This window comes from Streptomyces sp. NPDC031418 (assembly GCF_055581605.1).
Genome location: NZ_JBVIJC010000001.1, coordinates 1 through 23,079 on the forward strand (window position 1 = coordinate 1; position 23,079 = coordinate 23,079).

The 23,079-nt window shown below is 73.0% G+C and carries 22 protein-coding genes; 10 read left to right on the top strand and 12 right to left on the bottom strand.

What is annotated here, in order from left to right; genetic code table 11:
• Positions 1-91: 91 nt before the first annotated feature.
• Together ACZ5CZ_RS00005 and ACZ5CZ_RS00010 are read left to right on the top strand one after the other, a co-directional pair.
• A complete protein-coding gene (locus ACZ5CZ_RS00005) occupies positions 92-520 on the top strand; it encodes a hypothetical protein (RefSeq protein ID WP_385840020.1) in 429 nt (142 codons plus the stop codon).
• A gap of 74 nt (positions 521-594) precedes the next feature.
• A complete protein-coding gene (locus tag ACZ5CZ_RS00010) occupies positions 595-1,185 on the top strand; it encodes a hypothetical protein (RefSeq protein WP_385840019.1) in 591 nt (196 codons plus the stop codon).
• Here ACZ5CZ_RS00010 and ACZ5CZ_RS00015 read toward each other — a convergent pair.
• A complete protein-coding gene (locus ACZ5CZ_RS00015; protein ID WP_468937843.1) occupies positions 1,182-3,515 on the bottom strand; it encodes an ATP-binding SpoIIE family protein phosphatase in 2,334 nt (777 codons plus the stop codon). The genes ACZ5CZ_RS00010 and ACZ5CZ_RS00015 overlap by 4 nt on opposite strands.
• Before the next feature lie 92 nt (positions 3,516-3,607).
• Positions 3,608-4,450 (bottom strand): lysozyme, encoded by an 843-nt coding sequence (locus ACZ5CZ_RS00020; RefSeq protein WP_468937846.1) that lies wholly within the window; start codon positions 4,448-4,450, stop codon positions 3,608-3,610.
• Between the two features lie 225 nt (positions 4,451-4,675).
• On the opposite strand from ACZ5CZ_RS00020, the gene ACZ5CZ_RS00025 reads away from it, so the two are divergent.
• A complete protein-coding gene (locus ACZ5CZ_RS00025) occupies positions 4,676-5,167 on the top strand; it encodes a MarR family winged helix-turn-helix transcriptional regulator (protein WP_468937848.1) in 492 nt (163 codons plus the stop codon).
• Between the two features lie 10 nt (positions 5,168-5,177).
• On the opposite strand, the gene ACZ5CZ_RS00030 is transcribed toward ACZ5CZ_RS00025, so the two are convergent.
• A complete protein-coding gene (locus tag ACZ5CZ_RS00030; protein WP_468937850.1) occupies positions 5,178-5,969 on the bottom strand; it encodes a protein phosphatase 2C domain-containing protein in 792 nt (263 codons plus the stop codon).
• Between the two features lie 384 nt (positions 5,970-6,353).
• On the opposite strand from ACZ5CZ_RS00030, the gene ACZ5CZ_RS00035 reads away from it, so the two are divergent.
• From ACZ5CZ_RS00035 to ACZ5CZ_RS00055, 5 genes are read left to right on the top strand one after another with little or no spacing between them, the layout of a single operon-like run.
• Positions 6,354-9,197 carry a sensor histidine kinase gene (locus ACZ5CZ_RS00035; protein ID WP_468938384.1) on the top strand — a complete coding sequence of 948 codons (2,844 nt, stop codon included), beginning with the start codon at positions 6,354-6,356 and terminating at the stop codon, positions 9,195-9,197.
• Positions 9,194-9,712, top strand: a complete 519-nt coding sequence (locus ACZ5CZ_RS00040) for a roadblock/LC7 domain-containing protein (protein ID WP_467545352.1) — start codon at positions 9,194-9,196, stop codon at positions 9,710-9,712. The genes ACZ5CZ_RS00035 and ACZ5CZ_RS00040 overlap by 4 nt, the downstream gene beginning before the upstream one ends.
• Positions 9,709-10,128, top strand: a complete 420-nt coding sequence (locus tag ACZ5CZ_RS00045; protein WP_385840010.1) for a DUF742 domain-containing protein — start codon at positions 9,709-9,711, stop codon at positions 10,126-10,128. The genes ACZ5CZ_RS00040 and ACZ5CZ_RS00045 overlap by 4 nt, the downstream gene beginning before the upstream one ends.
• On the top strand, positions 10,109-10,771 hold the full coding sequence (locus ACZ5CZ_RS00050) for a GTP-binding protein (RefSeq protein ID WP_385840009.1): 663 nt from the start codon (positions 10,109-10,111) through the stop codon (positions 10,769-10,771). The genes ACZ5CZ_RS00045 and ACZ5CZ_RS00050 overlap by 20 nt, the downstream gene beginning before the upstream one ends.
• 46 nt (positions 10,772-10,817) lie before the next feature.
• Positions 10,818-12,065, top strand: a complete 1,248-nt coding sequence (locus tag ACZ5CZ_RS00055; protein WP_467545356.1) for a styrene monooxygenase/indole monooxygenase family protein — start codon at positions 10,818-10,820, stop codon at positions 12,063-12,065.
• On the opposite strand, the gene ACZ5CZ_RS00060 is transcribed toward ACZ5CZ_RS00055, so the two are convergent.
• The 4 genes from ACZ5CZ_RS00060 to ACZ5CZ_RS00075 form a co-directional block, all read right to left on the bottom strand.
• Positions 12,044-13,105: a C40 family peptidase gene (locus ACZ5CZ_RS00060; protein WP_468937853.1), complete on the bottom strand. Its 1,062-nt coding sequence runs from the start codon at positions 13,103-13,105 to the stop codon at positions 12,044-12,046. The genes ACZ5CZ_RS00055 and ACZ5CZ_RS00060 overlap by 22 nt on opposite strands.
• Positions 13,106-13,228: 123 nt before the next feature.
• A complete protein-coding gene (locus tag ACZ5CZ_RS00065) occupies positions 13,229-13,519 on the bottom strand; it encodes a hypothetical protein (RefSeq protein ID WP_385839989.1) in 291 nt (96 codons plus the stop codon).
• Positions 13,520-13,529: 10 nt separating this feature from the next.
• A complete protein-coding gene (locus ACZ5CZ_RS00070; protein ID WP_385839988.1) occupies positions 13,530-14,177 on the bottom strand; it encodes a TetR/AcrR family transcriptional regulator in 648 nt (215 codons plus the stop codon).
• Between the two features lie 157 nt (positions 14,178-14,334).
• Positions 14,335-15,273, bottom strand: coding sequence for an AurF N-oxygenase family protein (locus ACZ5CZ_RS00075; protein ID WP_468937856.1), 939 nt, complete (start codon positions 15,271-15,273; stop codon positions 14,335-14,337).
• Positions 15,274-15,396: 123 nt separating this feature from the next.
• Between ACZ5CZ_RS00075 and ACZ5CZ_RS00080 the strand changes: the two genes are divergently transcribed.
• Positions 15,397-16,506: a ferritin-like domain-containing protein gene (locus ACZ5CZ_RS00080; protein WP_468937858.1), complete on the top strand. Its 1,110-nt coding sequence runs from the start codon at positions 15,397-15,399 to the stop codon at positions 16,504-16,506.
• Between the two features lie 48 nt (positions 16,507-16,554).
• Positions 16,555-17,433: a hypothetical protein gene (locus ACZ5CZ_RS00085; protein WP_468938387.1), complete on the top strand. Its 879-nt coding sequence runs from the start codon at positions 16,555-16,557 to the stop codon at positions 17,431-17,433.
• Between the two features lie 53 nt (positions 17,434-17,486).
• Here ACZ5CZ_RS00085 and ACZ5CZ_RS00090 read toward each other — a convergent pair whose 3' ends face one another.
• From ACZ5CZ_RS00090 to ACZ5CZ_RS00110, 5 genes are all read right to left on the bottom strand, one after another.
• Complete coding sequence (locus ACZ5CZ_RS00090) at positions 17,487-18,944, bottom strand: penicillin-binding transpeptidase domain-containing protein (RefSeq protein ID WP_468938389.1); 1,458 nt, start codon at positions 18,942-18,944, stop codon at positions 17,487-17,489.
• 35 nt (positions 18,945-18,979) lie between these two features.
• The gene (locus ACZ5CZ_RS00095) at positions 18,980-20,341 is read right to left on the bottom strand and encodes an FtsW/RodA/SpoVE family cell cycle protein (protein ID WP_468937860.1); all 1,362 of its coding nucleotides are present in this window, start codon (positions 20,339-20,341) and stop codon (positions 18,980-18,982) included.
• A gap of 64 nt (positions 20,342-20,405) precedes the next feature.
• Positions 20,406-20,765, bottom strand: a complete 360-nt coding sequence (locus ACZ5CZ_RS00100) for an SH3 domain-containing protein (RefSeq protein WP_385839984.1) — start codon at positions 20,763-20,765, stop codon at positions 20,406-20,408.
• A gap of 216 nt (positions 20,766-20,981) precedes the next feature.
• Positions 20,982-22,232, bottom strand: coding sequence for an ATP-binding protein (locus ACZ5CZ_RS00105; RefSeq protein WP_468937862.1), 1,251 nt, complete (start codon positions 22,230-22,232; stop codon positions 20,982-20,984).
• Positions 22,232-22,969, bottom strand: a complete 738-nt coding sequence (locus tag ACZ5CZ_RS00110) for a hypothetical protein (RefSeq protein WP_468937864.1) — start codon at positions 22,967-22,969, stop codon at positions 22,232-22,234. Before ACZ5CZ_RS00110 ends, ACZ5CZ_RS00105 begins: the two co-directional genes overlap by 1 nt.
• Between the last annotated feature and the right edge of the window lie 110 nt (positions 22,970-23,079).

The following is a 23,079-nucleotide window of genomic DNA, read 5'->3' on the forward strand; positions in this document are numbered from 1 at the left end:
CAGTGGTGGCTAACCCGCATGGTACGGCGGCCGGGGCGGTCTCCAGCGCCCCCCCGGGCCGCCGTGTCCCTCCTCTCCCCAAGGACACCCCATGACCAGGAAACTCCGGCTCCGCGCGGCCCGTCTGCTGGCCGCCGCCGTCACCCTCGCCGCGGGCACCGGCTGTGCCGCCCGCGCCCTGCCGGCCCCCGCAGCGGCCGACCGCCCCGTCACCTCCGAGTGCGGCAACGGCGGCGCCGGCGGCCAGGGCGGCGACAGCGGCGCGAACGGCCGGCCCGGCAAGCCCGGCAAGCCCGGCAGCCCCGGCACCCACGCCTGCAACCGCTACGCCGACCTGCCCGACAAGCCGAAGGGCGACCTCACCCTCGCCGACAAGGTCCGCGTCGTGCTGGTCCTGCTGAACGGCGGCGCGACCGAGGCGCAGATCGCCCACAAGTACCGGATGTCCCCGCACGAGGTCGAGGCATGGAAACGGGCCTACCTCGACGACGACTGGGCCGTCCTCATGCGCCACACCTGAGAAACCGCCCACGCACCCCGACGAACCCCATGACCCCGATGAACACCCACGACAACCGACGAGCAGGAAGCACCATGAAGACCGAAACGCGCAGGAACTCGCTCACCGCGGCCGCCGCCATCGTCTTCCTCGCCGTGACCGGCGCGGCCGTCCCCGCCGGCACCGCCCTCGCGGCCCCGCTCGGGCACAGCAGCCCCGCGCACACCCACCACGACCGCGACCACGACCGGCACCACGACCACTCCCCTCACGACCGGCACGGGGACGACCACGGCTACTGCCGCCGCGGCGACGGCGGCAACGGGGGCAACGGCGGGGACGGCACGGGCAGCCCGCCGGTGTGTACGGCCCCGGGCCAGACCGGCACCGGTGGTGCGGGCGGGCGCGGCGGCCGGGGCAGCTGCGGCGGCCGGGACGGCCGTAACGGCAGCAGTGGCAGCGGGGGCGGCGGGGGCGGCGGGGCGCCCTGCCCGGAGCCGCCCTCGACCTCGGGCACGGACGGCGGCAGCGACCACGCACCGCAGAACGGCTCCGCACCGTCGGCACCCTCGGATAACAGCGGCCACGGCGACTCCGCGCCGCCCGACCAGGGCAGCGACAGCGGCCACGGCAACCCCGCGCCGCCCCCCGACCAGGGCAGCGACAGCGGACCGGTCGTCTCCTAAAGGGCCTGGAGCCCCGTCAGGTTCTGTTCGGCCCAGACCGTCTTGCCGATCCGGTCGTGCCGGGTGCCCCAGCGGTCGGCGAGCTGGGCGACGAGCAGCAGGCCGCGCCCGCCCTCGTCGAAGATCCGGGCGCGCCGCATGTGCGGGGTGGTCCCGCTGGCGTCGTACACCTCGCAGATCAGGGTGGAGTTCTGATGGATCAGCCGGAGCCGGATGGGCGGACGGCCGTAGCGGATGGCGTTGGTGACCAGCTCGCTCACCATCAGCTCGGTGGTGAAGGCCGCCTCGCTGAGCCCCCAGGCGCTCAGCTGGTCGTCGGCGAGATGGCGGGCCCGGGAGACGACGGTCGGCTCGGGCGCCAGCTCCCAGGAGGCGACCCGGTCCTCGTGCAGTACCCGGGTGCGCGCCACCAGCAGGGCGATGTCGTCGTCGGGCCGATGGGTCAGCAGCTCGGTGAGCACGTGGTCGCAGACCGAGTCCAGGGTGCGGGCGGGCCGGCCGAGCGCGGCGAACATCTTGTCCAGCGCCTCGTCGATGTCGTGGTCGCGGGCCTCGAACAGGCCGTCCGTGTAGAGGGCGAGCACACTGCCCTCGGGCAGTTCGGTCTCGACGGCCTCGAACGGCAGCCCGCCGAGCCCCAGCGGCGGACCGGGGGGTACGTCGAGGAAGCGGACGGCGCCGTCGGGGGTGACCACGGCGGGCGGCGGATGGCCGGCCCGGGCCAGGGTGCAGCGCCGCGAGACCGGGTCGTACACCGCGTACAGGCAGGTGGTGCCGATGCCGCCGGCGGTCTCGGCGGCCGGGTCCGCGCTGCCCTCGTCGGCGGCCAGCCGCAGCACCAGGTCGTCCAGGTGGGTGAGCAGCTCGTCGGCGGGCAGATCGACGTCCGCCAGCGTGCGCACCGCCGTCCGCAGCCGGCCCATGGTCGCGGAGGCCCGGATGCCGTGCCCGACCACGTCCCCCACGACCAGCGCCACCCGCGCCCCGGACAGCGGGATCACATCGAACCAGTCGCCGCCCACCCCGGCCCGGGTGGCGGCCGGCAGATAGCGGGTGGCGATCTCCAGGGCGGCCTGGTCGGGCAGGGTGTGCGGGAGCAGGCTGCGCTGGAGGGCCATGGTGGTGGTGCGGGAGCGGGTGTGGGCGCGGGCCCGGTGGATGCCGGTGGCCGCGCGGGCCGTGAACTCCTCGGCCGCCCGCAGCTCCTCCGGGCCGAACGGCTCCCGCTGCGGACGCCGGCCGAACAGCGCGACGCCGAGCGTGCTGCCCTCGGCGAGCAGCGGTACGGCCAGCAGCGAGCGGGTGCCGGAGGCGCGCAGCCAGAGGGCGCCCGGGTCCAGCGCCGCCCACCCGGCGACGGCCGGGTCCGTGGTGTCGTACAGCAGCGGCGTACCGGCCGCCAGGCACTGGGCCGGCGGCGAGTCCGCCGGGCAGACGGTGGCCTCGCCGACCCCGGTGCCGTAGCCGGTCCGGTCCTCGTCCGGGACCGCGCGCAGGGCGGCGCGGCGCAGCACCACCTGGTCGGTCGGCGAGACGGGTTCGTCCTCGCCGAGCGGGGTGTCCAGCAGGTCGACGGCGATGACGTCGGCGAGTCGCGGGACGGTGACCTCGGCCAGCTCCTGCGCGGCCCGGGACTGGTCGGCCACCGTGCCGACGGGGGTGCCGGAGTCGGCGGGCGGCGCCTCCCCGGTCGCGGGGGCGGACAGGCAGACGGCCCGGACCCGGCCGCCGGCGTCCTTCAGCGGGGTGAGGACGGCGCTGCGGCCCAGGTCCGGACCGAGCCCGGCCGGCGCCTCCTGGGGCCGGCCGGACTCCAGCGCCTGCCGCATCGAGCGCTCGGTCTCCTCGCTCCCGGTGCCGGGCGCGATATGGGCGAGACGCAGTCCGCGCATCGCCGCCTCGGGCAGGGCGAGGGTGTGCTCCATCCGGCGGTTGGCCCGCACCAGCAGCAGATCGGCGTCGAAGATGGCGAGCGGGAAGGGGGACTGGAGGAAGGTCCACTCCTCCAGCGGTTCGCCGCGGGGCGGCTGGGCCCGGGCGGTGACGGCGCTGACCACCAGCCAGTCCGCGGCCCGGCGGTGGGCGAGCACGCCCAGTTCCAGCAGCCGGCCGTCGCGGTGGCGCAGCGGTACGGTGCCGTGCCAGCGCTGCCGGCCGGCCAGGACGCGCCGGGCCGCCGGACCGTCGGCCGCGAGCAGCGCGGTGGCGGGACGGCCGACGACCGCCGAGGAGTCGTAGCCGAGCAGCCGCCGCGCGCCCTCGCTCCAGCCGGTGAGGATCCCCTGCTCATCGATGGTGGCCGTGGCCGTGTACGTGGACTGTCGCTCCATCGCCGCTCATCTCGCCCTTGCTCGGCAGGCTCTCCACCCCCCAGCATGATCCGGGGCGCCGCTGAGCACCAACGCAGCGATCCACGGGCCGGCTATCCGTTGGCCAGGGCCTGCACCCGGTCCAGCGCGCCGTTGAACTTGTCGTGGTCACCGACGGTCGGGCCGGACGAGGTGTACTGCCACATCGTGTAGTACGACCATCCGGCGGGCAGGGTCCCCGGGTCCGTCGCGTAGCGGGCGATCCACAGCGGGTCGTTCGTGGCGAAGCCGCCGTAGTTGCCGGTGCACTGGCTCCACCAGCTGTAGGCCGTGTAGATCACCGGGTAACGGCTGGTGAGCGACTTGTAGGTGGTGACGAAGTCGGCGATCCAGCTGACCATCTGGCTCGCCGTCTTGCCGTAGCAGGCCGCCCCGTACGGGTTCCACTCGATGTCGAGGGCACCGGGCAGGGTCTTGCCGTCCTGGGACCAGCCCCCGCCGTGGCTGACGAAGTAGCTGGCCTGGGTGGCGCCGCTCGTGGTGTCCGGGGTGGCGAAGTGGTAGGAGCCGCGGATCATGCCGACGTTGTACGAGCCGTTGTACTGCTGGGCGAAGGACGGGTTCGTGTAGTAGGTGCCTTCCGTGGCCTTGACGTACGCCCAGCGCACCCCGCTGCCGTACAGCGTGGACCAGGCGACGTTGCCCTGGTACGCCGAGACGTCCACGCCCTCGGTCTGGGTGACCGAGGCGGGCGTGGCGGTGCCCTTCCGGCCGTCATGGGCGAGCACACCCATGCCCATGTAGGCGGAGCCGCGGCTGGGCTTGGCCGCGGCCTGGGCGGAGGTGCCGGGCAGCGCGAGGGCGAGCGCCGTGAGCAGGGCGGTCAGCCCGGCTGTGAGAAGGAGGGCGCGCGGGGAGCGGGCGGGGCGGATGGAACCGGGTCTGTGCACGGGCATGACGTGCCTCCGGGTGTGAGGTGGGGGAGCACAATGTGGGGGGTCTCCCACTGGCGTGGGCATGCCATTGGTTGCTCGCTAAAGAAGCTACGCACGTAGATAGGGCGACGGAAGGGGGTCCGGCCACCGCCGTTGGTCTACGCCTGCGAAATACTGACCGAGCTGCGGCAATGGCGGCGTTTGACAGAAACTTTCAGGACCGCGAAACCGATCAGGGGTGCTGACGTGCACGAGGACGGAAACGGCGACGAACCACTCGGCGCCCGCCAGGTGACGCCCAGTGGTGCAGACCAGGAGTTCCTGGCGCTGGAGCGCGAGTTGACCGTGCTGCTCCGGCGCGCCCGGGCCAACCAGGGCGAGATGGCCCGGGAGGTCCACCCCGATCTGGAGTCCGCCGCCTACGGACTGCTCATCCGGCTGGACGAACAGGGCGGCCAGCGGGCCACGGAACTCGCCGGCTACATCGGCGTCGGCAAGGCCACCATGTCGCGCCAGCTGCGCGCCCTGGAGGAGCTGGGCCTGATCGCCCGCGAGCCCGACCCCGCCGACGGCCGCGCCTGGCTCGTCACCCTCACCGAGGAGGGACGCCGCCGCGTCGGCACGGTCCGCGAGGCCCGCCGCGCCCGCTACGTCAGCCAGCTCGCCCACTGGAACCGCACCGAGGTGGCGGAACTCGCCCGGCTGCTGCACCAGCTGAACCGGGTCATGGAGAAGTAGCCCCCCGGGCTCACAGCTCGACGTACACCGCGGTCGCGTCGTCGTGCGTCTTGGCGCGGCCGAGGAACGCCCGCTCCTCGCGGTCCGCCGCCTCCAGCTCCCGCACCCGGTCCACCAGCGACCGGGCCCCCTCCTTGGCGAGGATGTCGAACAGGGCCGTCCAGTCGCCCTCGTGGAACAGCTCCGTCCAGCGGCTCGCGCCGTCCGTCAGCGCGGCCAGGGCGCGGACCTGCGCGCGGGGCACCGCGCCGGTCACCGCACGGGCGGCCACGGAGGGATCCGCGGCGGCCGTGAAGAAGCCGCCCTCCTTGTTGCGCAGCGTGCTGTCGACCACGGCCGCGCTCGCGAGCGCCGAGCGGGGCAGCCGGGCCAGCCGGTCGTCCAGGACCGGGGTGACCGCACCCTGTGGCGACCGGAGCAGCAGCACCGCGTCGGACAGCACCAGGTACTCGACCAGGTCGGCGGACCAGCGGGCCAGGGCGACGGTCGCCTGCGGTGTCCGCGGGTGAGAAAGCTCACAGGTTTGAGCGTGGGCCTGGGCGGTGCGCTCGATCGCCCGGGAAAGAATCTCCGGCAGCGTCAGATCTCGCCCGGAAACGGTCAGTTCGGTCAGTGCGCCACCCAGGTGCGCGGTGAACCAGGGGACGGAATGCAGACAGCCCGTCTCGCCGCTGGGCGGCGGTGTCACCCCGTCCAGCACGATCACACAACCCCCCTGTCCGGAGGCGGGAAGTCCGACACCGGCGAAGTCCTCGTCGGGGCGGGCCGCGTCGCCCGGTTCCGAGACCAGATCAGTGCGCATTCGGCCAGTCTGCACGACCTCTTCACAGCGTGCGCCAAAGGCTGCGAAGCGTTGCCGAATGACCACGACCCCGCAGGTCAGCCGTCTGGTTTGGGAGGGAATGAGGCACTCCGGCAAGACGCGGTGGCGAATCCTGCCAAAGCCTGCCGCCCGCGTCCAACCGGCCCCCCGCGCAGGGGCCGTGCACGCGCCAGAGGAACTTGCCCGCCAACTCCCCTCCGATGTTCACTCCTTCGAGTGGCGGGTCAGGTGATGCACGACCACCGCCCACCGGCGCTGGGAGGGTCGGGAACCGTACGAACCGGGTGTACGCACCACTTGGCGCCGACATGACGGGCCGCCACCCGGGCCCTTGGGTAGACGAGTTACGGAATGCGAGCACCGGTGCAGATGAAGCGGCCTCGGCGCACAGGCAGGCAGACGGCCCCCGAGGGGACCGCCGAGCAGACCCCCGTGGGCACCGGCCGCCCCACCCATGTGCGCACCCGGCTGATCATCGCCGTCGCGGTGGTCGCCGCGGCCGTCGCCGGAGCCGGCGCGCCCGCACTGCTCACCGCCTCCGGGAACGTCAGCGACTCGCAGGACCTGGTGACCCTGGCCGCCCGCACCGAGGACGCCCTCGCCCTCGCCCACTCCCTCGCCGACGAGCGCGACGAGGTCACCTCCTACATCGCCGCGGGCCGCCCCCGCTCCAAGGCGCCCTCCGAGGACCGCAGCGCCCGCGTCGACCACGAGGTCGAGGACCTGCGCGCCGACCCCGACACCCCGGCGAGCCTGCGCACCGACCTCGACGCCATCGAGCCGAACCGGCACGCGGCCCTCACCGGCAAGTCCACCGCCCTCCAGGCCCACCAGGCCTACTCGGCGATCATCAACGACCTGCACCGGCTCGCCGAGCAGCTCGCCGACCGGATGCCCCCGCGGGCCGGTTCCGGCGCCCATGCGCTCGCCGAACTGGACACCGCCGTCCAGCAGTCCGCCGCCGCCCGGGGGCTGCTGCTGGCCGCGCTGAACGTCCCCTCCACCACCCGCACGGTGATCAACCCCCTCACCGGCCTGCCCACCACCACCTCGCTGACCACCGAGGCGGACCGCAAGCAGCGCGACGCGCTCACCGCCGCCGCCCAGCAGGCCCGCGTCCGCGCCGACGCCGCACTCGCCGGCTTCCGCGCCACCGCCCCCAAGGCGGCCGTGGACTCCTACGCCTCCACCGTCACCGGCCCCGAGGTCAACTCGGCGGAGAAGTACCTGGCCACGCTCACCGACCAGCCCACCCTCGCCGACAGCGAGCTGACCACCAGCACCAAGAAGCTGGACGCGGCCCTGTCCGCCCGCGTCGACCTGATGCGCGGCGCCGAGTCCGCGCTCTACGACCACCGCACCAAGGACCTCGAAAAGCTCCGCGACGACGACGTCACCGCGCTGGAGGTCCGGGTCGCGGTCCTCGGCGTGCTGATGCTGGTGGCCGTGGGCATCGCCACGGCCATGGCCCGCACCCTGACCCGCCCGCTGTCCGTGCTGCGCCGCGGCTCGGCCCGGCTGGCGCAGTCCGAGCAGCCGACGGCCGAGGAGCCGATCGCCTTCACCGGCCGCAACGACGAGTTCGCCCAGGTCGTCCGCTCGGTCAACGCCCTGCACGCGCACGCGCTCGCCCTCCAGGAGCGGGTGACGACGCTGGAGACCGACCGCAAGCACCTGGTCGGCCAGCGGCAGAAGATGGCCGACGCCCGGGAGTCGCTGCGCGCGGAACTTGCCGACGCCGAGGCCCAGTTGCAGCGGCTGCGCACCAGCATCGGCGGCACCTTCGTCAACCTCGCCCTGCGCACCCTGGGCCTGGTCGAGCGCCAACTGGGGGTGATCGAGGGCCTGGAGGAGCGGGAGCAGGACCCCGACCGGCTGGCCACCCTCTTCAAGCTGGACCACTTCGCCACGGTCATGCGCCGGCACAGCGAGAACCTCCTGGTCCTCGCCGGCACCGAGCATGTGCAGCCGCACCACGGGCCGGTCCCGCTGGTCGACGTGGTCCGCGCCGCGGTCAGCGAGATCGAACGCTACGAGCGGGTCCGCATCGCCTCCCTGCCCCCGCACGCGCATGTGGCGGGCTTCGCGGCGGACGACCTCTCCCATCTGCTGGCGGAACTCATGGAGAACGCGACCTCGTTCTCCCCGCCGGACCTTCCCGTGGAGGTCTCCGGCTGGCTGCTGGAGTCCGGCGAGATCATGCTCTCCGTCCAGGACGAGGGCATCGGCGTCACCGAGGACCGCCTCGACCGCCTGAACTCCCGCCTCACCGACTTCGACCCCGAGTCCCCCTACGACCAGGAGGGCGAGGACGGTCTCGGCCTCGGCCTGTACGTCGTCGCCCGCCTCGCCCACCGCCATGGCGTCCGGGTACGGCTGCGCGAGCAGAAGCAGGGCGGCACCGCGGCGGTGGTGATCCTTCCGTCCACCCTGCTCGCGGAGGCCGCCCCGGCTTCGATCCCACCCCAGGCTTCCGCCCAGGGCACCCCCGTCTCCCTCCCCGGCGCCAACGCCGAAGCCAACTCCAACATCCTCCCCACTCGTCCCACACCCCCGACCCCGCTGCCCGCTGCGTCCGGCGGTTCGGCGGAGGGGCCGGCTGTGGAAGCCGACGGTGGGGCCGCGGATGAGTCCGTCGGTGAGTCGGCGGATGCTGTGGACGCCGTGGATGCCGAGGAGGCTGTCTCCGAGGGAGACCATGACTCCGCGGTCGGTGACGAGGGCCGGGCTCAGGATGAGCACGGGGCCGCGGCCGACGACGCGGGCTGGGCCGCGGGTGGACATCCGGAGGTGGGGGTCGAGGCGTATGCCGAGACCACGATGGAGCTGTTGCTCCCGGATCCCACCCCGCCGCAGGAGGCATCCGGCGAGCCCGCCGCTGACGGCGAAGGCGCCCCGAAGGGGCCGTCCGCGGCCGACGACGAAGGCCGTACGGACGGGGAGGCCGAGGAGCCGCTCACCAGCAAGGGCCTGCCCAAACGCACACCCAGGATCACCACCCCCGCCGAGGCCCCGCGCCAGCGGACCCGCTCGGTCGACGCCGAGGCCCTGCGCCGCAGGCTGGGCGGCTTCCGCCGGGGGGCGGAGGCCGGCTACCGCGACGTAGAAGCGCAGATCGAGGAAGAGACGGCCAACAACCGGCGGCCGTCCGATGACGCACACGCCGAAGAAACCACGGGGGGTACAGCCGAGGAGGCAACCAGTTGACCGCGCCGAGTACCTACGGACTGAGCAGTGAAGCCCGCAATCTGCACTGGCTGCTGACCAACCTGGTCGAGGAGGTCCCCGGCATCCAGTCCGTCGCCGTGGTCTCCTCCGACGGCCTGCTCCTGCTCTCCTCCGACCCGGGCCACACCGAGCAGTCCCGCCAGGCCCTCCAGGAACGCAGGTCCGCCCCGGTGAAGGGCCCCCGCGGCTCCGCCGCCGACCTCGCCACGATCGTCTCCGGCATCGGCAGCCTCACCGTGGGCGCGGCCAGGCTGCTGGAGTTCGGCGGGGTCAAGCACACGATGGTCGCCATGGACGAGGGCAGCCTGTTCGTGATGTCGATCAGCGACGGCTCGCTGCTCGGCGTACACGGCTCCGCCGAGTGCGACATGAGCGTGGTGGCCTACCACATGGCGCTGTTCGTCGGCCGGGCCGGCCATGTCCTCACCCCGGAACTCCGCACGGAACTCCGGCAGTCACTGGAGGCCGACGCCGCCACCGGGACCGTCCGATGAGCGGCCGCCCGCCGAAGCTCCCCGTCCGCGGCGGCGACCGCAAGCCCGCCCGCGTCCGCCCCTACTCGCTCACCGGCGGCCGTACCCGCTTCGGCCATGTCCTCCTCGTGGAGACGTTCGTGGCCAGCACGGCGGCGCTCGACGCCCCCGAGGAGCGCAAGGAGCTGACGAACGGCTCGCTCAACACCCGGGTCATGCCGGAGCTGCGGGCCATCGTCGAACTGTGCCGCCGTATGCGCACGGTGGCCGAGATCGCCGCGCTGCTGAAGATGCCGCTCGGCGTGGTCCGCGTCCTCCTGAGCGATCTCGCGGACCAGGGAAAGATCCGTGTGTACGGCACCGGAACCGGTCACGGCACCGGCCGCCCGGACCGCGCTCTGCTGGAAAGGGTGCTGAGTGGACTCCGCCGTCTCTGACGCCACCGTCGCCGACGCCACCGGCGTCACCCCGCTCGTCGCCGGCTTCACCGAGCCCGACGAGGATCTGAAGGCCTGGCAGAAGGACCGTACCCGGGCCCCCGTCGCCACCAAGATCGTGGTGGCCGGGGGCTTCGGCGTCGGCAAGACCACGCTGGTCGGGGCCGTCTCGGAGATCACGCCGCTCCAGACGGAGGCGCTGATGACCGAGGCGAGCGAGGGCACCGACGACCTCTCCGCCACGCCGGACAAGCTGACCACCACCGTGGCCATGGACTACGGCCGGATCACGCTCGACGACGACCTGGTGCTGTATCTGTTCGGCACACCGGGCCAGCAGCGGTTCTGGTTCATGTGGGACGACCTGGTGCGCGGTGCGATCGGCGCGGTCGTGCTGGCCGACACCCGTCGGCTGAAGGACTGTTTCCCCGCGCTGGACTACTTCGAGAGCTGCGGGCTGCCGTACGTCGTCGCGGTCAACCACTTCGACGGCAGCGAGCGGTTCGACCCGGAGGACGTCCGCGAGGCGTTGACCATACCCGCGCACATCCCAATCATGATCATGGATGCGCGGCGCCGGATCTCGGTGATCGAGACCCTGCTGTCCCTGGTCGCGCACGCTCTGGACGAAACCCCCGAGTAGTCCCGGAGCAGTCCCCGAGAAATCCCCGTAAGGAGCCCTCCCCCGTATGCGGAAGATACTCGTCGTCGGAGCCGGCCAGTCCGGACTCCAGCTCGCCCTCGGCCTCCAGTCGCACGGCTACGAGGTCACCCTGATGTCGAACCGGACCGCGGACGAGATCCGCTCCGGCCGGGTCATGTCCACGCAGTGCATGTTCGACACCGCCCTGGGGCACGAGCGCGATCTCCAGCTGAACTTCTGGGAGTCCCAGGCCCCGAAGATCGAAGGACTCGGCGTGTCGGTCGCGGCCCCCGGCTCGCACGACCCGGGCCCCACCCAGCGCGCGATCGACTGGGTGGGCCGGCTCGACGGGTACGCGCAGTCGGTCGACCAGCGGGTGAAGATGGCCGGCTGGATGGAGACCTTCGCGCAGCGCGGCGGCCAGCTGGTCATCCACGGCGCGGCGGTCGGCGACCTCGACTACTTCTCCCGCGCCTACGACCTCGTCCTGGTCGCCGCGGGCAAGGGCGAGCTGGTGTCGATGTTCGCCCGCGACCCGGAGCGCTCCCCGCACACCGAGCCGCAGCGCGCGCTGGCGGTGGCCTACGTCCACGGCCTGGGCCCCCGCCCCGAGCACCCGGATTTCCACGCGGTCCGCTGCAATGTGGTCCCCGGCGTCGGCGAGCTGTTCGTCATGCCGACGCTCACCACCTCCGGCCCGGCCGACATCCTCTTCTGGGAGGGCATACCCGGCGGCCCGCTGGACGTCTTCACCGGCGTCAAGGACCCCGCGGAGCACCTCTCCCTGACCCTGGAACTCATGGAGAAGTTCACCCCGTGGGAGTACGCGCGGGCCACCAGGGTCGAACTGACCGACGCGGGCGGCACGCTGGCCGGCCGCTACGCCCCGACCGTCCGCAACCCCGTCGGCCGGCTCCCCTCCGGCGGGCTGGTCCTCGGCGTGGCCGACGTGGTCGTGGCCAACGACCCGATCACCGGCCAGGGCTCCAACTCGGCGGCCAAGTGCGCGGCCGCCTACCTCGCCGCGATCCTGGAACACGGCGACAAGCCCTTCGACGAGGACTGGATGCGGGCCGCCTTCGACCGCTACTGGGCCACCGCCCAGCACGTCACCAAGTGGACGAACGCGATGCTGGCCCCGCCGCCGGAGCACGTCCTGAACCTCTTCGGCGCGGCCGGCGCGCTCCCGGCCGTCGCCGACCGCATCGCCAACGCCTTCGACGACCCGGCCGACTTCGAGGACTTCTTCTACGACCCCGAGAAGACGGCCGCCTACCTGGCCTCGGTGGCCTGACCGCCGTCCGGACGCACGGCTCCCAGGACCGGGTACGACGCCAGCGGGGACACCTGCACCCTGGCGCCGGGCCGGGGAGCCTGGACGACCTTCCCGCCCCCGACGTACAGCGCCACATGGGTCGCCTGCGGGAAGTACACCACCAGGTCACCCGGGCGCAGTTCGCGCAACGGGACCCTGCGCAGCCGCTGCCACTGCTCCTGACTGGTGCGGGGGATCGGGGTGCCCGCGTGCGACCACGCCTCGGAGGTCAGGCCCGAGCAGTCGTAGGCCCCGGGGCCCTCGGCGCCCCACTCGTACGGCTTGCCCAGCTGGTCCATGGCGTAGCGGACCGCGCGGCCGCCCTCCGCGGAGGCGGGACGGTCGGCCGGCAGGGCGCCCGAGGTGGACAGCCGCTGCTGGGCCTCGGTGACCCCCTGCTGCTCCAGCCGGGCGACGGCGGCCAGCTGGTCCGGGGTGAGCGAGGCCAGCATGCGTTCCACGTCGGCCAGCCTGCCCCGGACCTCGTCGCGCTGCTTGCGCTGCCGGTCGGCGAGAGACAGCTGGGCGTCCAGCGCCTTGCGGGCCGCCCGGGCCAGGACGTCCTGCCGCTTCTCCGTCCCGGCCAGCCGGGCCACCGTCCGGGCCCGTTCCCGCGCCAGTTCGCCGATGACATGGCCCTCGTCCAGCGCGTGCTGCGGGTCCGGGGCGAGCAGCAGGCGGACGTACGGTCCGAGTCCGTCGCCGGACTGGTACTGCTGACGTGCCAGCCGCCCGGCGTCCCCCTGGCTGTCCCGCAGGGCGAGCCGGGCGCGGGCCAGTTCACCGTCCAGCCGGGACACCTCGGCGCGCTGCGCCGCCAGCTTCTCCGTGGTCCCGTTGTAGGTCTCGGTGGCCTGCTCGGCCTGCTGGTAGAGCTGCTGAAGGTCCGTCAGGAGGCGGGAGACGGACGGCTGTCGGGGTTCGGGTTCCGGTACGGCCGCGGCCGGCGCCGCGGGGGCGAGGGCGGCCTGGGCCGCCACCGCGGCCGTACACGCCAGGCGGACAAGCCTTCCTGACACGACATCACCTCGGGTGCGGGGAGGGAATCCCGGCGAGCGGGCTGTTCGCCTCCCATGGCACCGCGATTATCGGATGAATCGGTGCGGGGCGCGCGCCGAGCCTGCGCGGACGGCGCAACCCTGTCACCCGTTCGGCCGCTCCTCGGGGCCCTCCGGCTTCGACCAGGGCCACCGGAGCTTGCCGCCCGACCTGTCCTCGGGGTCGTACGCGTACTTCCACCCCTGGATCAGCCCCAGCCGCTTGCTGTACCCACGCGGCACCCTGCGGTAGACGTACACGGCGGGCGGGCCGCCCGCGGGGTCGGGGACGGGGATGCGGTACGTCTTCGGGGGGTGCCCGGTCGGGCCGACCAGCACGGGCAGCACGCGCCCGTCCATCGGGCCGCCCTCGAAGGGGGTGTCCTGGCTCTTCACGGCTCCAGTGTCAGCCTTCCGCGGCGAGCGCGCCGACCAGGCCGGCCGTCTGCTCGTCCCGGCCGGCGGTGACCGCGAGCATGGCGGTGAACTGCTCCACCAGCCAGTCGCGCAGCTCCTGCACCGGGGGCTGCTTCTCCTCGTCCAGCCAGATCAGCGAGGCCGCCTCCACGGCGGTGATCCAGGTCCGTACGGTCATCCGCAGCCGGGGGCCGGGGGCGGTGACGCCGAGATGGCGGAAGATGTGCTCCGCCGCCGCCCGGCGCACCCCGTCCACGATGGCCGTGGTCCGCGAGGTCTCCACCACGCTGCCGCCCTGGAGCAGCGCGCTGAAGCCGGCGTCGTGCTCGTCGACGAAGGCCAGGTAGCGGTCCAGGGTGCGGCACAGCCGGGCCAGCAGCGGGCCCTCGCGGGGTTCGTCGAAGCAGTGCTGGAGTTCCTCGGCGGCGGAGCGGAGCGCGGCCTCGTACAGCTGCTGCTTGCCGCCGGGGAAGTACCGGTACACCAGCGGACGCGAGACCCCGGCCGCCTCCGCCACGTCGTCCAGCGACACGTCCTCGGGGGCGCGGTGCGCGAAGAGGGTGAGAGCCGAGGTGAGCAGTTGGCTGCGCCGGGCTTCGACGGTGAGGCGGCGGTAGGCGGGGGTGGCCGGGGTCATGCTCAGCAGCCTAATCGCTGCGCTGCTTCGGCCGTTTTTGTCTGCGGGTGCGTTGGGGCTGGTCGCTCCCCCGAGTTCTCGGCTTCGCTCGAACAGGGGGCACCCCCGTCGCGGCGGAGCCGCATATCGGACAGAGCCCCGCGCCCCTTCGGGGCGCTTATGCCAGTAGTCCCGATGACCTCCACAGGCGGCGGCCCACTCCGCGCAGGACGCCGATGTCGTCCAGGAAGTCGGTCAGCCGCTTCGCGCCGGTCTGCATGATCTCGCGGCGGTGGGCGCTCGCCTTCACCTGGGCCATCGCCTCCCGCTTGTCCAGTCCCACGTTCGTGTAGACGTCCGGGTTCACGAACGCCACGGAGAACACCCGGGCGAACTCGCCCGAGGTGACCCGGGTGAACTCCTGCGACCACCTCGGCGCGGTCAGCATCTGGCGGCGCAGCTCCTCGCGGGCGTACCGGACGTGCCGGGCCTCCTCGACGACGTGGATGCGGGTGACGCCCCGGATCAGCGGCTGGACCCGCTCGTCCGGGAAGGTCAGCCGCTGCATCCAGTCCAGCACCTCCTCACCGAGCAGCGTCGCGGTGAAGGAGCCGGGGGTGGTGGAGATGGTCTTGAAGACGCGGCCGAGGTTCTGGTGGGCCCTGCTGACCGGGTACCAGGGGGTGCCGCCGTGCGAGATCAGCCGGGCGAACATCTTCGAGTGCCGGCACTCGTCCTCGATCTCGGTGAGCGCGTAGCGGACGTGCGCGCTCGTCGCCGCCTTGTCGTAGATGTGCCGGACGAGCAGCTGCATGAGGATGATCTCGAACCAGATGCCGAGCGAGGCCAGCGCGGCCGCCTCGTGCTGGGAGAGCAGGATGCGCTGCTCCTCGCTCATCCGCTTCCACAGCGGCGTGTCGTACAGCGACACCAGCTCCGGCGGCCAGAACCACTTGCCCTCCTCGAAGGGCGCGTCCCAGTCCAGCTCCCTGTCCGGGTCGAAGGAGTGCTTGGCGGAGGAGGCGAGCAGCCGCTCGGCCACCTGCTCCCGGTCCTTGAGCAGGCCGAGCGCGTCGCGCAGGCCGTCCAGCGCGTCCGCTTCCGTCAGGGTCGTCATGGCTCCCTCACCTCGTTACCCGGGGGTACGTCGTCAGCCTCTTATGAGACTGCCTGTCAGCAAGACCGTCAATCCCCTGCACCGGACTTGTTGACTCGGCGTCTACGTGTGAGCCTGCGAGGTATGCCGACCCATGACCTCTACGCCAACGCGCCCGGTGACTCTCCGTGGCAGGTGCCCGCGACCGGCGCGGCCCGCTTCAGCTGGGAGTACGACGACGGCCGTGACCGACTGCTCGCCCTGTACCAGAAGGGCAAGGACAAGCAGTGGGACGGGCAGACCCGTATCGACTGGGACCTGGAGGTCGACCCGTACGACGCGCTCGGCACGCCCGAGGAGGCGATGTCGCTGTACGGGACGCCGTACTGGGACAAGCTCAACGCGAAGGACAGGGGCGAGCTGCGCCGGCACTACGCCTCCTGGCAGTTCAGCCAGTTCCTGCACGGCGAGCAGGGTGCGATGATCTGCGCCGCCCGGATCGTGGAGTCGGTGCCCGACATGGACGCCAAGTTCTACTCCGCGACCCAGACCATGGACGAGGCCCGGCACGCCGAGATATACAGCCGGTTCCTGCACGAGAAGATCGGGCTGGTCTACCCGATCAACGACAACCTCCAGTCGCTGCTCGGCGACACCCTGCGGGACAGCCGCTGGGACATGCCCTACCTCGGTATGCAGGTCCTCATCGAGGGACTCGCCCTCGCCGCCTTCGGCATGATCCGGGACACCACCAAGAAGCCGCTGCCCAAGCAGATCCTCACCTACGTCATGCAGGACGAGGCCCGGCACGTGGCCTTCGGGCGGATGGCGCTGCGCGACTACTACCAGCAGCTGACCGACGCCGAGCTGCGCGAGCGCGAGGAGTTCGTCATCGAGGGCTGCTATCTGATGCGGGACCGGCTGCGCGGGGTGGAGGTGCTGGAGAACTTCGGCATACCCAGGGCGGAGGCCGAGGCGCTGAGCGAGCGCTCCGAGTACCTCCAGCTCTTCCGTAAGCTGCTGTTCAGCCGCATCGTGCCCTGCGTCAAGGACATCGGCCTGTGGGGCAAGCGGCTCCAGCAGGCCTATGTCGACATGGGCGTCCTGGAACTGGGCGACTCCAGCCTGGACCTGCTGATGGCCCAGGACGAGGAGCTGGCCGACCGGCTGGACGCGGAACGCTTCGCGGCCGAGGAGCAGGAGCGGGTGGCCGAGGTGACGGGGGCGATCGAGGCCGGAGCGGACGAGGGCTGAGGCGGCCGAGGGGCCGTCCGCCCCGTGCAGTAGCGTGCTGGCGTGTCCATGCCTCCGCCGTCGCACCCTTCCCCGTACGGCCCCCAGCAGCCCCAACAGCCCTACCCCTACGGCTCCCAGCCCCCGCAGGGACCCGCCGGGCCGTACGGCTCCCCGTACCCCCAGGCACAGCCCTACCCTCCGGCACAGCCCTACCCCCAGGCACAGCCCTACCCGCAACAGCAGCCGTATCCGGGTCAGCCCTACCCGCCCCAGCAGCAGTACCCCGGCTGGGGCGTGCCGCCCATGGGGCCGCCGCCGAAGAAGCGGCGGGTCGGGCTGGTGCTCGGGATCGTGGGCGGTGTCGTCACCGCCGGTGTGGTGGGGCTGATACTGCTCGGGACGGCGGCCGAGGGCGGCTTCCCCGAGGCGAAGAACAAGCTGGTGCTTCCGCACACCCTCCTCGACGGTAAGTACACCCTCGCCCAGGACCTGTCCGGCACCGAGGGCAAGAAGGTGGAGGAGGAGGCCGACGGCGCCTGGGACGCCAAGGACATCCACGCCGTCACCGGCCGCTACAGCCCGGGCGGCGACGACACCAAGGGCATGCTGCTCGTCTCGTCCATGTACGGCCGGTTCAAGAACCAGGACGACGTCCGCAGCCGCATGCTCAAGGGCGCCACCCAGGCCGACGGCGTGACCCTGGACCAGCCGCCGAAGGACGTCACCCCGCCCGGCGCGGCCACCACCATCAGCTGTGAGGTGCTGACCCAGAAGGGCGCCCTGGCGACCCTCACCTACCCGGTCTGTTCCTGGGCGGACGGCAACACCGCGGCCGTGGTGGCCGAGGTCGACATGGCGACGACCCACGCCGCGGACGTCGATCTCGCCGCCGCCGCGCGGCACACCGTCACGGTCCGCTCCGAGATGCTCCGGCCGCTCGGCTGACCTCCGGGCGCCCGCCCGAGAGCCTTTCGGAAGAAGGGCTCTCGGGCAGGCGCTCACCGGGCGAGGACCGCCCGCATCACGTCCCGGGCGATCGGCGCCGCGTCCCCGCCCCCGCTGATCTCGCCCCGGTCCGCCGACGCGTCCTCCACCACCACCGCGACCGCCACCTCCGGCTCCAGGGCATCCTCCGACTGCGCCCAGGACACGAACCAGGCGTACGGCACACCGGAGTTGCCCACACCGTGCTGGGCGGTGCCGGTCTTGCCGCCGACCAGGGCGCCCGGGATGCCCGCCCGGGTGCCGGTGCCCTCCTCGACCACGTCGGTCATCAGCTCCTTCAGCCGGGCCGCCGTGTCCGGCCGCATCACCTGCCGCGCCGGATGCGCCCCGCTCCCGGCCACCGTCTCACCGCCCCGGCGGGTGGTCCGCTCGATCAGGTACGGCCGGCGCAACCGGCCGCCGTCGGCGACGGCCGCCGCCACCATCGCCATCTGGAGCGGTGTGGCCCGGGTGTTGTACTGCCCGATCGAGGACAGCGCCAGCTGCGCCCGGTCGACATGGGTGTCGAAGGTGCTGGGCGAGACGCCGAACGGGATGCGCAGCGCGGGGTCGTTGAAGCCGAACGCCCGCGCCGTCTCCGCCATGTCCCGCACGCCCACGTCCACGCCGAGCTTGGCGAACACCGTGTTGCAGGACCACTCGAACGCCATCCGCAGCGAGGCGTCCGCACAGCCGTCGCCCTCGTTGGTCAGCCGGGTGGTGGTGCCGGGCAGCCGGTAGGGGTCGGGGGAGTCGGTGGGCGCGTCCAGGTCGGTGACCACCCCCGAGTCCAGCGCCGCGGCCGCGGTGACCACCTTGAACGTCGACCCCGGCGGATAGGTCTGCCGTACCGCCCGGTTGAGCATCGGCTTCTCCGGGTCGTGGTTGAGCCGCGCCCACGCCGACGCCACCGCCTCGCCGTTGCCGGACAACAGCGCCGGGTCGTACGACGGGCTCGTCACCAGCGCCAGGATGCGGCCGGTGGCCGGCTCGATGGCGGCCACCGCGCCCTTGCGCCCGGCCAGCCCCCGGTACGCCGCCTCCTGGGCCGCCCCGTCCAGCGTCGTCACCACGTCGCCGCCGGGGTTCGGCCGCCGGGTCGCGTCCCGCCACAGCGGCAGCGGCGACAGCACCGGATCGGTGCCCGACAGCACCCCGTCCGCCGCGTGCTCCAGGAACGTGGTGCCGTACATCTGCGAGGCGAAGCCGGTCACCGGTGCATACAGCGGGCCGTCGCGGTAGGTGCGTTCGTAGCGCAGCTGCTCGCCGGTGTCCACGGAACCCGTGACCGGCTCGCCGTCGACCAGGATGTTCCCGCGCGGCTGGCCGTAACGGGCGATCGTGGTACGCCGGTTGGCCGGGTTGTCGTCGTAGGCGCCGGACTGGACGACCTGCACCCGGGCCGCGTTGACCAGCAGGGCCGCGAGCAGCAGGGCGCAGAACGCGCAGGCGTGCCGGATGTACCGGCCCATCGGCCGGCCGCCCTCGCCGAGGCCGCCGTACTCGGTCACCGCGCCTCCCGCCCGTCGTACTGGCTGCGCGCCGAATGGCTCACCCGGATCAGCAGCGCCACGATCGCCCAGTTGGTCACCACCGAGGAGCCGCCCTGGGCGAGGAACGGCATCGCCATGCCGGTGAGCGGGATCAGCCCGGTCACCCCGCCCGCGATCACGAACACCTGGAGCGCCAGGATCGAGGCGAGCCCGACCGCGAGCAGCCGCCCGAACGGCTCGCGCAGCGCGAGGCCCGCCCGGTAGCCGCGCTCCACCAGCAGCGCGTAGAGCAGGATGATCGCGGCCAGGCCGGTGAGGCCCAGCTCCTCCCCGGCCGTCGCCAGGATGAAGTCCGACTTGGTGGCGAACCCGATGAGGATCGAGTGGCCGAGCCCGAGCCCGGTGCCCAGGACCCCGCCGGCGGCGAACGCGAACAGCGACTGGGACAGCTGGTTCGGCCCCTGCCCCGCCTCGATGGTGGCGAACGGGTGCAGCCAGTCCTCGATCCGCTGGTTCACATGCGGCTCCAGCCGCCCCACGGCCACCGCGCCCAGCACGGCGAGCAGCAGCCCGACCGCGATCCAGCCGGTGCGCCCGGTGGCGACGTACAGCAGCACCACGAACAGCCCGAAGAACAGCAGCGAGGTGCCGAGGTCGCGCTCCAGGACCAGCACGCCGACGCTCATCAGCCAGATCGTCAGGATCGGCCCGAGCACCCGCCCGGTCGGGAACTGCAACCGCCACACCCGGCGGCCGGTGTACGCGAGCGCGTTGCGGTTGGCGGCCAGGTAGGCGGCGAAGAACACCGCGAGCAGCACCTTCGCGAACTCGCCCGGCTGGATGGAGAACCCGGCGATCCGGATCCAGATCCGGGCCCCGTTGACCGCCGGGAAGAGGATCGGCAGCGCGAGCAGCGCCAGCGCGGCGACCACGCACACGTACGCGTACCGCTGGAGCATCCGGTGGTCGCGCAGCATCAGTACGACCAGGATGAACAGGCCGACTCCCAGCGTGGACCACACCAGTTGGGCGGGGGCCGCCCGGTCGCTCGGCGTCTCCAGGTCCAGCCGGTAGATAAGGACCAGGCCGAGGCCGTTGAGCAGCACCGCGATCGGCAGCAGCAGCGGGTCGGCGTACGGCGCCCGGATCCGGACGGCGAGATGCGCGAACAGGGCGAGCACCCCGACCCCGGCCCCGTAGCCGACGGCGCCCGGCGGCACCGTACCGGCCCTGGCCAGGCCCACCGCGCAGTAGCCGGACACCGACAGCAGGACGGCCAGCACGATCAGGGCGAGTTCCATGCCACGGCGCCGGGGGAGGCGTACGGCGGGTGCGGGAGCCTGGGCCGCCGCCAGGGTGGTTCCGGCGTTCGTCATGCCCGGAACCTACCCAAAGGGGAGGTCTGGCGGGTGTTGTCCCCCGGCAGTGTCCGTCGGCGCGTCAGCACCGGCGTGGCAGGGGCCCGATGATGTCGATGTACCGCGCCGTGCCCCAGGCCCAGGTGCCGTCCGTCAGCAGGTACCACACCGGGTTGCCGTGCACGGGCCGCCCGCGCGTCTCGCAGAAGACCGACACCCGCTCGCCCTCGTCGACGAACCGCACCCGCCGGCTGCCCCGGTCCGGCCGGTCCCGCAGCCACATGCCCTCCTCGGCGGTGACGACACCCTGGGAGAAGCGCGGATCCCTCCCGCCGCCGTCGTCCTCGTCCGCGAGGGCGGGCACGGCCGCGACGGTACAGGCCAGGGTTCCGGCGGCGGTGACTATGGCGAGCCCACGGGAGAGGACGGAACGCAGGGACATGGGGGCACCTCCGGGCGGCGGACGGATCCTGACTAACCGCCACATTAGGATCGGCCGCCTGCGGGTGCCCTGCGCATTAGTCCCTTAGGGGCGCGCGGACACTCGGTCCCTTAGAGGCGCGGGGCATCGGTCCCTGCGGGCACCGGTCCCTCAGGGGCGCGGGGACATCGGCGGCTCAGGGGCGCGGGGACATCGGCCCCTACGGGCATCGGTCCCTTAAGGATGCGGGGAGTCGGGCAGCCGCAGCGTGGCGACCGCCCCGCCGTCCACCGCGTTGGCGAACGACAGCCTCGCCCCCAGCACCTCCGCCTGCCCCAGCGCGATGGTCAGCCCCAGCCCGTGCCCGGTGGCGCCGCCCTCCGTACGGAACCGCTGCGGCCCGTGCGCGACGAGGTACTCCGGATAGCCGCCCCCGTGGTCCCGCACGGTCACCACCGGCCCGTCCACCGTCAGCACCACCGGCGCGGCCCCGTGCTTGTGCGCGTTGGCCACCAGGTTCCCCAGCACCCGCTCCAGCCGCCGCCGGTCGGTCTCCACCCGCGCGTCCCGGAGGATCCGCACCTCCGTACGGGTGCCCGAGGCGCGTACCACCCGCTGCGCCAGCGCCCCCAGCTCCTCGGTGTCCACCTCCAGCCTCTCCCGGCCGGTGTCCAGCCGGGAGATCTCCAGCAGGTCCTCGGTGAGCGTGCGCAGCGCCGCCACCCGGTCCCGCACCAGCTCCGTCGGCCGGCCCGGCGGCAGCAGCTCCGCCGCCGCGTGCAGCCCGGTCAGCGGGGTGCGCAGCTCATGGGCGACGTCCGCGGTGAACCGCTGCTCGCTCAGCAGCTTGCTCTGGAGCGTGGAGGCCATGGTGTCCAGGGCGGCCGCGACGGCGGCCACCTCGTCCGGCGGCCGGCTCGCGTCCTTGGTCCGTGGGTCGTTCACCCGCGCGTCCAGATCGCCCGCGCTGATCCGCCGGGCCACCCGGGCGGTGCCGTGCAGCCGGCGGGTCACCCGGCTCACCGCGAACACCCCGACCAGCACGGTCGCCCCGATGGCGAGCCCCGAGGACCACAGGATCGAGGTGTCGAGGCCGGCGATCGTACGGGCCTGCTGGGAGTAGTCGACCTCCACGGCGAGCGCCCGGTGGCCGGCCACCGGCCCCGCCGCCCACATGGTGGGCCGGCCCAGGTGCGCGGAGACCATCGTGCCGCGCTCCCCGGCCGCCGCCAGCGTCCGCAGCGGCGCGGGCAGCCCCTCCGGGTCCACCCCGGCGCCCGGCAGCAGCGTGTCCCCGGCCTCGTACGCCTGGGTCGCGTCGGCCAGCCGGGACAGCGCCAGCTTGCGGGCCTGGCCCACGGTCTGGTTGGTCACCGAGACATGCACCAGGACGCCCAGCAGCGCGGCCAGCGCACAGCACATCACCGTGATGAACAGCGCCGCCTTCACGGCGAGCGTCCCGGCCCACTGGGGCAGCGCGACCCTCATCACGCGCCCGCCGACGGCGAGACGGACGGCACCGGGCTCGGCGAGGGCTTCCGGGTGCGGCGGCCGTCCCCGGTGTGCAGATACTCGTCCCGGGAGAACACCATCGCGCGCTGCTCCGGGTCCCACACCCAGGTGGTGCGGTACTCGTACCCGGAGATGTCGGCCGGCGAGCGCTCGATCAGCGCGCGTCCGGCCAGCTCCACGCCGATGATCGCGTCGTTGTCGGCCAGGACCTGCACCAGCCGGTGCTTCTCGACCGTGTAGACCCGTACGGCCGTCTGGTTCGTCGGGTACAGCCGGAAGCCGAGCGTCATGTCGGGCCGGCCGTCGCCGGTCAGGTCCCGGTAGTACGCCGGCAGCAGCGGGCAGCGCGCCCGCCGCCCGCCCGGCCGGCACTCCTTCAGCCGGTCCACCGTCGCGTGGTACGCCCCCTTCGACCCGTAGTCGTCCGGATGGGCCTTCACCTCGGCGTCCACCACGTCCACCGGATCGACCCTGCGGATGTCGTCACCGGGCACGGTCACACCCTTGACGGTCTCCCGGGTCGCCACGGAGTACGGAAAGGCGGGGCTGGACGCCGGCCGCAGGTCGGGCCAGAGCTTGGCGGGACTGATGGCCGTCTGGGTCGGACCGGCGGCCTGGAGCCCGCCGCTGTCGCCGCAGGCCGCCGCCGTCGCCGCGAGCAGTGCGACGGCGACCGCGGTACGGGCGGTGCGCAGAGGGCGACGGGCAGACACGGGGCTCCTGAGGGCGACGGGGCGGTCGTCATCCACCACACCCTAAGTCGTAAAGGCGTAAAGTCCGTTTTGTTCACCCGGGGTGGTGCTGGGAGAGAGGCTACTCGGCC